The 11,635-nt window shown below is 61.8% G+C and carries 11 protein-coding genes; 8 read left to right on the forward strand and 3 right to left on the reverse strand.

The window, feature by feature from the left end:
* Positions 1-120: 120 nt before the first annotated feature.
* Positions 121-513 carry a DUF4870 domain-containing protein gene (locus ACX80Q_RS18285; RefSeq protein ID WP_459331968.1) on the reverse strand — a complete coding sequence of 131 codons (393 nt, stop codon included), beginning with the start codon at positions 511-513 and terminating at the stop codon, positions 121-123.
* A 55-nt stretch (positions 514-568) separates the two neighbouring features.
* Entirely contained in the window at positions 569-1,417 is an 849-nt protein-coding gene (locus ACX80Q_RS18290) for a DUF3097 domain-containing protein (protein ID WP_459331969.1), read from the reverse strand.
* 206 nt (positions 1,418-1,623) lie between these two features.
* Between ACX80Q_RS18290 and hrcA the strand changes: the two genes are divergently transcribed.
* The 3 genes from hrcA to ACX80Q_RS18305 are packed head-to-tail and all read left to right on the forward strand — an operon-like array spanning position 1,624 to position 4,592.
* Complete coding sequence (gene hrcA, locus ACX80Q_RS18295; protein WP_459331970.1) at positions 1,624-2,637, forward strand: heat-inducible transcriptional repressor HrcA; 1,014 nt, start codon at positions 1,624-1,626, stop codon at positions 2,635-2,637.
* A gap of 33 nt (positions 2,638-2,670) precedes the next feature.
* Positions 2,671-3,807 carry a molecular chaperone DnaJ gene (dnaJ, locus tag ACX80Q_RS18300; protein ID WP_459331971.1) on the forward strand — a complete coding sequence of 379 codons (1,137 nt, stop codon included), beginning with the start codon at positions 2,671-2,673 and terminating at the stop codon, positions 3,805-3,807.
* A 5-nt stretch (positions 3,808-3,812) separates the two neighbouring features.
* Positions 3,813-4,592, forward strand: coding sequence for a 16S rRNA (uracil(1498)-N(3))-methyltransferase (locus ACX80Q_RS18305; RefSeq protein ID WP_459331972.1), 780 nt, complete (start codon positions 3,813-3,815; stop codon positions 4,590-4,592).
* Between the two features lie 25 nt (positions 4,593-4,617).
* Here ACX80Q_RS18305 and ACX80Q_RS18310 read toward each other — a convergent pair whose 3' ends face one another.
* Positions 4,618-5,616 (reverse strand): GerMN domain-containing protein, encoded by a 999-nt coding sequence (locus ACX80Q_RS18310; RefSeq protein WP_459331973.1) that lies wholly within the window; start codon positions 5,614-5,616, stop codon positions 4,618-4,620.
* A gap of 344 nt (positions 5,617-5,960) precedes the next feature.
* Here ACX80Q_RS18310 and ACX80Q_RS18315 point away from each other — a divergent pair, with 344 nt between their 5' ends.
* From ACX80Q_RS18315 to ACX80Q_RS18335, 5 genes are all read left to right on the forward strand, one after another.
* Positions 5,961-7,034 (forward strand): PhoH family protein, encoded by a 1,074-nt coding sequence (locus ACX80Q_RS18315; protein ID WP_459331974.1) that lies wholly within the window; start codon positions 5,961-5,963, stop codon positions 7,032-7,034.
* On the forward strand, positions 7,031-7,504 hold the full coding sequence (gene ybeY, locus ACX80Q_RS18320; protein WP_459331975.1) for an rRNA maturation RNase YbeY: 474 nt from the start codon (positions 7,031-7,033) through the stop codon (positions 7,502-7,504). The genes ACX80Q_RS18315 and ybeY overlap by 4 nt, the downstream gene beginning before the upstream one ends.
* Positions 7,501-8,865, forward strand: a complete 1,365-nt coding sequence (locus ACX80Q_RS18325; protein ID WP_459331976.1) for a hemolysin family protein — start codon at positions 7,501-7,503, stop codon at positions 8,863-8,865. Before ybeY ends, ACX80Q_RS18325 begins: the two co-directional genes overlap by 4 nt.
* Positions 8,858-9,826, forward strand: coding sequence for a GTPase Era (gene era, locus ACX80Q_RS18330; RefSeq protein ID WP_459331977.1), 969 nt, complete (start codon positions 8,858-8,860; stop codon positions 9,824-9,826). Before ACX80Q_RS18325 ends, era begins: the two co-directional genes overlap by 8 nt.
* 131 nt (positions 9,827-9,957) lie before the next feature.
* Positions 9,958-11,529 (forward strand): LCP family protein, encoded by a 1,572-nt coding sequence (locus ACX80Q_RS18335; protein WP_459331978.1) that lies wholly within the window; start codon positions 9,958-9,960, stop codon positions 11,527-11,529.
* Positions 11,530-11,635 lie beyond the last annotated feature (106 nt).

Genomic DNA, 11,635 nt, shown 5'->3' on the forward strand with positions numbered 1-11,635 from the left:
TTTGTTTTTGTCCCAAACAAGGGGGGTGGGTTAGCGCAACGAGGGGGGGGGGGTGCAGACGCCCCTCCCCCCCCCCCCCCCCTTTTGGCACGCCCTCAATGGTCCGTTGTTGGCCCTGTGCTACTTGAGCGGGCGCAGGTTCAGGGAGTAGCGGTATGGCTGGCCCTTGTTGACGCTCACGGCGGCAATGACGGAGAACGCGGTGAGGAACGCCCACACGAGCAGGGCCAGCAGGAAGAACACTGTGCCCAGCTGCGGGTTGAAGAAGGTGAAGATGAATCCAAGCAGATTCAGAAGCACCGCAATGGCCGTGGGCGGCAGGGTGAAGTTCAGCGCCTCCAGGGATTCCTGGGCGGTGAACCGGCCGCGGGGAGCCATGTAGCGGTGGATCAACCATGCCGGAACGCAGCCCAGAATGCCGCCGCAATGAGCCATGAATGCCCATTGCTTGTCTTCCACGGGTGTGAGCGGCGGTTTGACGGGACCATTCTGCTGGTTTACCGGATGACTCACTGTGACTGGCCTTTCAACAAGCGAAACTACTGGCCAACATATCGCTGGCCACTCTCTAGGATACGGGTGCCGTGAGGAAGTCGATCACTTCTTCCACCCGGCCCAGCAATGAAGGCTCCAAATCGGCGTAGGAATTCACCCGTGACAGCAGCCGCTGCCACCCCAAACCAATGTCCTCGGCAGTGCTGTGTGGCCAGCCAAACGCCTTAAGGATGCCCAGCTTCCATTCCATGGATCGCGGGATAACCGGCCACGCGGGGATGCCCAATGTGGCCGGTTTGATGGCCTGCCACACATCAACATAGGGGTGGCCCACCACCAAAACGTTGTTGTGTGTGCCAGGTGACTTCATGAGATTGGCCACAATGCGCGATTCCTTGGATCCCGGCACCAGGTGGTCCACCAAAATGCCCAAACGGCGGTTGGGTCCGGGACAGAAGTCAGCCACGGCTGCGGCCAGGTCGTCGATGCCGCGCAAGGGCTCCACCACAATCCCTTCAACCCGCAGATCGTCTCCCCAGACTTTCTCAACAAGTTCGGCGTCGTGCTTGCCCTCCACCCAGATGCGGCTGGCCTTGGCCACCTTGGCGCGGGTGTTGGCAACTCTCACCGAGCCGGAGGCCGTGCGCTGGATCGCCTTGGCAGCCACAACGCGCGGGGCAATGAGCTCAACGGCTTCGCCGTCCAGCAGGAAACCAAATCCCAGTGGGAAGGCACGGATTTTCTCGCGCCTGTCAGCAAGCTCCACAATATGCATGCCGCCGGACTTTTCCAGCCTGACCACGGCACCCACCCAGCCGGTGTCCACGTCCTCCACCACAAGCCCGGAGACGGCCTCCACCTTTGGCAGCGTTCGGGCGGGAGGTGCGCTCAAATCTTGGGGGCCCCACTGGTTGAATTCCACGCTAAAACCTGACTCTTCATTCTTGGGGCAACGCTCATGGCGAACGCTGCAGCTGTGAAAACCCATGCTATCCGCTCCGCGAGGCACAAATGGGGGTTCGCCATGGTCGCAGGGGCACGGGAGGGGCTGGCGAAAAAGTATTAGACTTAGCACTTGACTGGGTAGAGTGCCAGCGTTTTTAGGCCAATGAAAAGGAGGTGACGGGCATGAGTGAACCACGGAAGTTGGAGGTCCTGCGGGCCATTGTTGAAGACTACGTACACACACGCGAGCCCGTCGGTTCCAAGGCCCTGGTTGAACGGCACCATTTGGGTGTTTCCAGCGCCACCATCCGCAACGACATGGCAGCGCTGGAAGAGGAAGGCCTAATCGCCGCCCCTCATACCAGCTCGGGGCGTATTCCCACCGACAAGGGCTACAGGCTTTTTGTTGACCAGCTGTCCGCCGTCAAACCACTTTCAGCCGCCGAACGCCGCGCCATTGCCGTGCTGTTGGAGGGCTCCACGGACCTTGACGATGTCCTGGAACGGACGGTGCGGACCCTGGCCCAGCTGACCAACCAGGTGGCTGTGGTGCAGTATCCGCGCTCGGCCGGTGCCACGGTGCGGCACATTGAATTTGTGTCGCTGGCTGCACGCCAGGTGCTGGTGGTGCTGATTTTGGCGTCCGGCAAGGTTGAGCAGAACGTGATCGACGTCGGAGCTAACGTTGACGACGCCATGCTGGCTGGGCTGCGGCAAGTGTTTTTGGCCAGCCTGCAGGGGATGACGGTGGCAAGTCTGCCCGAGGCCGTTGTCAGGATCCCGCCAACAGTCCAGCCGTCCGAGCAGGGGCCGGCCGCGCGCCTGGCCCAAGGCTTGGTGCTGCTGGCCGGGAATGCCCGGGAAGACAAAATTGTTATGGCGGGGACAGCCAATTTGGCCCGGTCCAACAATGACTTCCCGCTCAGCATTGGCCCTGTCCTTGATGCCTTGGAGGAACAGGTTGTGTTGTTGCGCCTTTTGGAGGCGATGGCACAAGATTCCTTGGGCATGGCAGTAGTTATTGGCCGTGAGAACCCGCACGATTCGCTGGCAGAGGCGTCAGTTGTGGCCACCAGTTACGGGCCGGGCGAAACTGCCAAGCTTGGTGTTGTGGGCCCAACCCGGATGGATTACCCCAACACCATGTCCAGCGTGCGTGCCGTGGCGCAGTACCTGTCTAGAATTTTGGCCGGCTAAGCGGCCACCGATTCCACTAAAGAGAGCAACACTTTGAGCAATCACTACGATTCACTGGGCGTCGCCCGCGACGCGACCCCCGAAGAAATCAAGAAGGCGTACCGCAAACTGGCGCGTAAGCTCCACCCGGACGTCAACGACGCCCCGGATGCCCAGGACCGCTTCAAGGCAGTGACCCACGCCTACGAGGTCCTTGCAGACCCGCAAAAGCGCCGCGTCTACGACACCACGGGCAACGAAAATGGCAACGACAACGGCGGTGGCGGCGGCAACTTTGACGGCCAGGGCTTCGCCTTCCAGGACATCTTCGAGACGTTCTTCGGCGGCAGCGGAGGCGGTGGCGGGCGTGGACCGGCGTCGCGCATGCGGCGGGGACAGGACGCCCTCATCACAGTCCGCATTGACCTGAAAGAGGCAGTATTCGGCGTCAACAAGAAGCTTGAGATCGACACCGCCATCACCTGCGGCACCTGTGAAGGCAGCTGCTGCCGTCCGGGCACCTCACCCACCACGTGCGATGTTTGCCACGGCAGCGGCCAGATCCAACGCCCCGTGCGCTCCATCCTGGGCAATGTCATGACGCTGGCCACCTGCAACTCCTGCCAGGGCTTTGGCACCATGATCATTGACCCGTGCAACGAGTGCATGGGTGAAGGCCGTGTGCGTGATCGCCGCAGCTTCACCATCAAGGTCCCGGCCGGCGTCAGCACCGGCACCCGCATTCAGCTAGCCCACCAGGGCGAGGCGGGTCCGGCTGGCGGCCCGGCGGGCGATCTGTATGTGGAGATGAAGGTCAACAACGACCCCAACTTCCTGCGTGAAGGCGATGACCTGCACGCCACCCTCAGCGTGCCCATGACGGCTGCCGCGCTGGGCACCGAGCTGACCTTTGAAACCTTCGACGGCGAACAGCCCATCAGCATCAAGCCGGGCGTCCAGGCTGGGGAGATCATCAACCTGCGCAGCTTGGGTGTGACGCACCTGCGGGGCTTTGGCCGTGGCGATCTGAAGGTGCACATCCACGTGGAAACCCCCACCAAGGTCGACGCCGCCCAGGAAGAGCTCCTGAAGCAGCTGGCCGCCCTGCGCGGTGAAACCTTCACGGAGGGCAAGCTGGTCTCCAGCGGCGGCATGTTCGCCAAGCTTCGCGACAAGCTCGGCAACCTCTAAAGCCCATGAGCAACCCAGTCTTCTACGCCACGCCCGCCGAGCTTGCTGGCCTCGGCCCCGGTGCCGCATTTTCCCTAGGCGGTGCCGAGGGCAAGCATGCCGTCACCGTCAAGCGGCTTACTGCCGGCGAGCCGGTTGACGTGTGCGACGGCGCCGGGTTGCGTCTGGTCTGCTCCGTCACCGGCGCCGAGAAGGGTGTGCTGAGTGTTGAGGTTGAGGCCGTTGTGGCCGAACCCGCCCACAACATTGCGTTCACCCTCGTCCAGGCGCTAGCCAAGGGGGACAGGGATGAGCTGGCCATCGAAACCGCCACCGAGCTGGGCATCGATGCCGTGGTTCCGTGGCAGGCCGAACGCTCCATTGTGCGGTGGAAAATGGACAAGGCCGTTAAGGGTCCGGAAAAATGGCGCCAGGTGGTTGCCGCGGCGGCCAAACAGGCCAGGCGTTCCAGTATTCCGCAGGTTGGTGCACTGGTGGGAACGGCCGGTATCTGCGAACAGATCCAGGCAGCGGATCTGGCCTTGATCCTGCATGAGGACGCCACCGATTCGCTGGCTGCCGTGGCGCGTGCCTGGAAGTCGACACAGGACTTCAAGGATTCGCAGGCGGCCTTGACCGTGCTGATGATCGTGGGTCCGGAAGGTGGCATGAGCGACGCCGAGGTGCAGGCATTCTTGGCAGCGGGGGCGCAGACCGCCCTGCTGGGCCACCACGTGTTGCGATCCTCCACGGCCGGACCGGCCGCGGTGGTGCTCCTGAGTCAGGAATTGGGCCGCTGGGCCTAAACCCGACCCCTCCCGAGCAGCCTCCTTAGGGTTGGCTGATGGTGACGATCTTGGTGTCCAGACCAATCTGGCGCCCCGGGACCAGCGGGTCCGCAAGGTAGACAGACAGCTGGTAGCTGCCGGGCGGGGGAACCAGGTTGAAGTTGAATTCGCCCAGTTCGCTGGGGCCCTGGGGGATGGACACTGTCCCTGTCATGTAGACGTCGGAAACCTCGCCGTTCTTCACATGGGACAACGCCCAGGCAAGGGTCCCCGTGGGGGAGACGCCCTGGCCCTTGACCTTCAGCGGAAGGGTTCGGTAGGTGGCACCGTTGGCGGGGTCAATGAGCCAGACGGGGGCAACAAACGCCGGATTGCGGGTCAGCGGCTTGTCCAAGGCAACATGGCCAAAAGCGTTGAAACCGGTGTGACCGTCAACAAGGACGGAAACCTGCACAGCACTGGAGGCATCAATGAGTCCTGCCATGGCAGCGGCCGCCGTGGCCGTGTACACCAGCTGGGACACGGATCGGTCGGCGATTCCCTGGTCCATATTTTGCCCGAAGGCATCGGCTGAGACGTCAATGGTGATCACGTTCTTGGCGGAGATGGACGCCCCCAGCCGGCTTGGCTTATTCCACAGCGAAAAATAGTCCGGATCGCTGGGTTTGGCGCTCATCATGGTGTGCAGCGCGCTAACAATGGGGTCGTCGGTGGCGGCCGTGGGGAAGAACTCCCGGTACAAAAACACGTCGTCGTTGCTGCGCCCCAGCCAGTAAACGGGAAGGGTCTGCGCGGCCGTGGCCGTCTCCAGGGGTGCGCTGGTCACCAGCGTTGACGCGGTTGAGCCAGTACTGGTGGGCATCGTGACATTGTGCTGATCGCTGACCTTCTCGGTGCAACCCATGAGCGCCAGCGTCAAGGAAAGGCCAATGACTGCAAGGCCGTCCACCGCGCGGAATCGGACGCGGGGGCGCTGATTCTGACGGGCCCTGGAGCCGGGCGCGCCATGGCGTCCTGACGGGGCTGGGGACGGTGCGGCCATGGGGAATTGTCTCGCTGGTCTATTGGTCTGTGGAGGGCGGTACATATTCGCAACCACCCTTGAAAAAGCGTTAGTCAAGGTTCCCCACAGTTCCTTAGACCTGTTCAAGCTTGGCACAATACAGAACCCCGATGCCCGGTTTACGCCCCTAGGGAAAGAACTGAAACCGTATCGAAATACTTTGCCCGGCATGTGGCACCAAAGTGTGATCAAGCTTCACGTGGGTTATGGGCTGCGTTGTTGGGGCCGTGCATTAGAATCGGTAACAGGTATCAGCGGCAAGAAATTCGGTGGCAACCACCGGCAAACCCAAGGAGAGATTTCAGGCTAGGAAGGCCGAAATTATGGCAGAGACAACAGCGCACCGCCACGATTCGTATCCTGATGAGGGTCCGGGGCGGCACTTTCCGCATTCCGTTGACGGCACGCGCACCGAAGTGGTGCACTTTCACTCCACCGAGCAGATGGTGGCGGCGCTGGGTGCCGAGGATGAAGGACTGCGCGTTGTTGAGGCACTCTACCCCCAAGTCAGTTTTTTGGCCCGCGGGAACGTTCTCTCCATCACTGGGCCCGCGGCAGTGGTGCCCCGGATCATGCACCTCATGGAGGAAGCCCGGGGCATGGTGGCGCGCAACAGCCCCATGAGCGCCAGCGTGTGGGAGCAGTTGGTGACCATGCTCAAGACCCGGCCGGACTCCTCCGTGGTGGACATTCTCAGCTACGACATCCTCTCCAGCCGGGGCCGGACCATTCGCCCCAAAACCGCCAACCAAAAGCTCTATGTTGATGCCATCGACAGGAACACGGTTGTCTTTGGGATTGGGCCGGCAGGAACAGGCAAAACCTATCTGGCCATGGCCAAGGCGGTCCAGGCCCTGCAGCGCAAGGACGTCAGCCGCATCATCCTGACCCGCCCCGCCGTGGAGGCGGGGGAGCGTCTTGGTTTCCTGCCGGGTACCTTGAACGACAAAATTGATCCTTATCTGCGCCCGCTCTATGACGCCCTGCACGAGATGATGGATCCGGAAACCATCCAACGCCTCATGGCCGCCGGCACCATTGAGGTGGCCCCGCTGGCGTACATGCGCGGACGCACGCTCAACGACGCCTTCATCATCTTGGATGAGGCCCAAAACACCACCCCCCAGCAGATGAAAATGTTCCTGACACGGCTGGGATTTGGTTCCCGCATAGTTGTCACCGGAGACATCACGCAGGTGGACCTTCCTAGCGGAACCAAATCAGGGCTGCGCGTGGTGAAAGATATTTTGGAAGGCGTGGACGACATCCACTTTGCGCTCCTGGATGCCGAGGACGTAGTCCGGCACCGCCTGGTGGGAGCCATAGTCAGCGCCTACAACTCCTGGGATGAAACCCATCCGAGCCCCCCAACAGCCAAGGAAAGCACCTCCAGATGAGCATCGAAATCAACAATGAATCAGGTGTGGAAGTGCGCCAGGAAGAGCTGGTCAAGCTCGTCAAGCACATTCTCACTGCCATGTTTGTGCACCCCCAAACCGAGGTTTCCATCATCTTGGCCGATGTGGACACCATGGAAAAACTCCACATTGAGTGGATGGATGAACCCGGACCCACAGATGTTCTCTCCTTCCCCATGGATGAGCTCCGCCCCGGCAGCGCCGCTGCACCCACCCCTGCCGGACTTTTGGGCGACATTGTCTTGTGCCCCGTGGTTGCCCAGGAGCAGGCAGTTACCGCCGGCCACTCCATGGAAGAGGAACTGCTGCTGCTGACAACCCACGGCATGCTGCACCTCATGGGCTATGATCACCGTGAGCCGGAGGAAAAGGCAGAGATGTTCGGGATTCAGCGTGAGCTGCTCTCCAGCTTCCTGGGCAGGGAAGCCCCCCGGGAGACAATGAAGTGACGCTTGTTGTTTTGCCGGTCATGGGCTTGGTTTTCATGGCTATCGCAGCCTTGCTGTCCGCGATTGAATCAGCGCTGAACTTTTTTCCACGCCACGACGCCGAAACCGTGGCAGCCCACGCACGGGGTACGTCCCTGCTGAAAATCCTTGCCGACCCCATGGCACATCTGAACGCTCTGCGTTTCTGGCGGGTCTGGGCCGAAATGGCTGCCGCCATTGCCGTTGCCTTGTTCCTGGTCCGGCTGCTGGAGAACGAATGGTTGGCCGGGCTGGTGGCCACAGTGGTCATGGCAGTCCTTGGCTTCGTCATGGTGGGTGTTTCACCGCGCCGCCTGGGCCGGCTATATGCCACCACGCTGGTGGGCCGCACCGCCTGGTTGGTGCATTTTTTGACCCGCATCCTGGGCCCTGTGCCGCACTGGCTCATCCGGGTGGGTGCCGCGTTCTCCAAGGACGCACCCACCAGGGATGAATCCTTTGTCAGTGAAGAGGAATTTCGCGAGTTCGTTGACCGCGCGAGTGAGTCGGAGATGATCGAGGAAAACGAGGCCGGCCTCATCCAGAGCGTTTTTGACCTGGGCGAGACCATGGTCCGCGCCGTCATGGTGCCCCGCACCGACATCCGCAGCATTGAGCAGGACGCCACCTTGGAGGAGGCCCTGGAGGCTTTCCTGGCCTCGGGCTTCTCCCGGATCCCGGTCATCGGTGAGAGCAGCGACCACATTCTGGGCATTTTGTACCTGAAAGACCTGGTGGCCAGCCTCTACAGGCATGCCGACGGGGACGTACGCCCGAGGGTGGACCAGTTGGCTCGCAGCGTGCGCTACGTGCCCGAATCCAAGCCGGTGGATGACCTGCTCAAGGAACTCCAGCAGGAGTCCACCCACGTGGCCATTGTGGTTGATGAGTACGGCGGAACGGCTGGCCTTGTCACCCTGGAGGACTTGATCGAGGAAATCGTTGGCGAGATCGCCGACGAATATGACCTGGTCTCCCCGGAGGTGCAAAAGCTTGGCGAGAACAGTTTCCGGATCAGTGCACGCATGGCTGTTGACGAACTGGGCGAGCTGTTCGGCAAGGACATCGACGACGACGAGGTGGACACGGTGGGCGGGTTCCTGGCCAAGCATCTTGGCAAGATCCCGTCCCTGGGCAGCAGCGTTGAAGCCAACGGCATCCTGTTGGTGGCCGATCGCATGGAGGCATCGCGCAACAGGGTCAGCCACGTCATTGCCAGCGCTGTAGAACCGGCCCACAATGGCAGTAACAGCTATGATTTTCCCAACAAATTCAAGAACGACGGCGGCACAGCGGCGGCTGCCAACCCCACCCAGCAAGACCACAGGAGTGATCATGAGTAAGTCCAAGGACAAACTAGCCTTAATTGAAGCCAAGGGTGAGGGGTTCCGGGCAGGTTTTGCAGTTCTCGCGGGACGTCCCAACGCCGGCAAGTCCACGCTGACCAACGCGTTGGTGGGGCAGAAGGTGGCCATCACCTCCGCCAAGCCGCAGACCACCCGCCACACGATCCGCGGAATTGTGCACCGCGACACGTTCCAGCTGGTTTTGGTGGACACCCCGGGGCTGCACAGGCCGCGCACCCTTTTGGGAAAGCGCCTCAACGACCTGGTGGCGGACACCTTGTCCGAAGTTGATGTGATTGGTTTCTGCCTGCCCGCCAACGAAAAGATCGGCCCCGGGGACCGTTTCATTGCCACCCAGTTGGGCCAGGTGGGCGGCAACAAGCCGGTCATCGCGATCGTGACAAAGACTGACACGGTGGACCGCCAGGCGGTGACAGACCAGCTCATAGCTGTTGAGAAGCTGGGCCGCGAGGTCATCGGCGAGCGGGGCTTCGCCGCCGTCGTCCCCGTCTCCGCCGTTGAAGACTTCCAGGTCAACACCCTGGCCACAGTCTTTGCCGAATACCTGCCTCTTTCGCCGGCCTTGTACCCGGATGGCGAACTCACGGACGAGCCCGAGGCCGTCATGGTGGCGGAATTGATTCGTGAGGCGGCCTTGGAAGGCGTGCGTGATGAACTGCCGCACTCCCTGGCCGTTGTGGTCGAAGAGATCATTCCCCGTGAGGGACGCAGCGAAGACAACCCCATGCTGGATGTGCGCGTCAACCTCTACGTGGAACGGCCCTCGCAGAAGGCCATCATCATTGGCAAGGGCGGCGCCAGGCTGCGTGAAGTGGGCACCAATGCGCGCAAGGGCATCGAGGCGTTGCTGGGAACGAAGATCTATTTGGACCTGCATGTCAAGGTGGCCAAGGACTGGCAGCGCGACCCGAAGCAGCTTGTTAAACTTGGTTTCTAAATAGTGTGTTGAGAAGTGGCGGCCGAGGATCGGGCGCCACTTCTTCTCTCATGTGTGCCCGGCTTGGGGGTTCTTCCCAGAAATCACAGCTAAACTCGACAGAGTTAATATTCATTCTGAAAGGTTTATACATGGGGCGACGCCGTGCCGATTCGGGGGCAGCCAGCACTGCCGGCAATCCACGGAAAAAACCGATCGAAAATGATGAGCCGGTGGGCCGCCACTACAAGGCGCACCGCAAGGCCCCACTGTGGCTGAGAATCACTGCCGTGACGCTGTCCGGCGCCCTTGTCCTAGGTGCTGGAACCGCTGGCTTGCTGTTTTACAAGCTCCAAAGCAATGTCACCACTTCCCCCTTGAACGCCGGCCTGAACCCGAATTCCACTAAAGCGCCTGTTGAAGACACCGGCTCATTACAAATTCTTATTTTGGGCACCGACACCCGAGCGGGCAAGAACAGCGACTACGGCACCGCCGATGACTCCGCCGGCGAGGGCAAGTCGGATGTGATGCTCCTGATGGACATCTCCGCCGACAACAGCCGGGTCTCCGTGACAAGTTTTCCGCGTGATTTGATGGTGCCCATCCCCGACTGCAAACCGGCCAGCGGGGGCGACGTCATTCCCGGCACGCCCAGCGGGCAGCTCAATGCGGCGTTGGATGCTGGCCCCGGGTGCACCGTGGCCGCCATCAATGACATCACGGGCCTGACCATTGACCATTTCATGCTGGCCGACTTCACGGCCGTGAAGGAACTGTCCAACGCCCTGGGCGGCGTGGAGGTGTGTGTTGACCACGCCATGTACGACGTGAACGGTTCCTTCCTCAAGCTGCCCGCCGGCAAGAGCCTGGTCAAGGGTGAACAGGCCCTGGCCTTCCTGCGCACGCGCCATGCATTCGGGGAAGCCAGCGACCTGGACAGAATCAAGGCACAGCAATACTTCCTCGGTTCCATGGTCCGCAAGGTCAAGAGCGAGGACACCTTGACCAATCTGCCCAAGCTGTACAACTTAGCTGATGTGGTGACCAAGAATCTGACCATTGACGAGGGCCTGGCCAACATTCCGGCCATGATTGGCATCGCCAACAGGCTGGCCAAGATTGACTTGGCCCAGGTCTCGTTTGTGACGGTGCCGTATGAGCCCTACGCAGCGGATGCCAACAGGGTCCAGCTCAAGGAACCGGCGGCGGGCCAGTTCTTTGCAGCCCTGCGCCACGACAAGGCTCTGACGCCCTCGCCAACACCGGCTCCCAGCTCGGCGCCGGCCAACAGTCCCGGGACAACTGCTGCCCCCACCACACAGGCCCCGGCCGCCCCGGCTTACGACAAGGCCATTCAGCCCATCAGTGTCTCCAATGCCTCGGCAGTGGTGGGCCGCACGGTGGAGATCGTCCAGGCCTTGGCCAAGGCGGGCTTCAACAGCTCCTGGCAGGCGGGCGACGTTCCGGCGCAGGGCGTCTCGCAGGTGCTCTACGGTCCTGAGATGGCTGACGTGGCCGCCGATGTTGCCGCGCTGTTCAAGCTGCCTGCGACGGCGCTGAAATCCGACCCAGGCATCTCGGGCGTGAGCCTGGTGGTGGGCACGGACTGGGTCTCCGGGGTTGAATTTGGCAAGATCGTGGTGCCGGATGACATTGTGGCCAGCACCGCTGCCCAGGGCGGGGAATGCCTCAAGGTGAACCCGCTGTACTACACGAACTAGTTCAAGCATTAGTTCAAGCATTAAAGAGAAGGGGGCTGGGGGGGGGGGGGGGGGGGGGGGGGGGGGGGGGGGGGGGGGGGGGGGGGGGGGGGGGGGGGGGAGGGAT

It is taken from the genome of Arthrobacter sp. HLT1-20 (assembly GCF_054510895.1).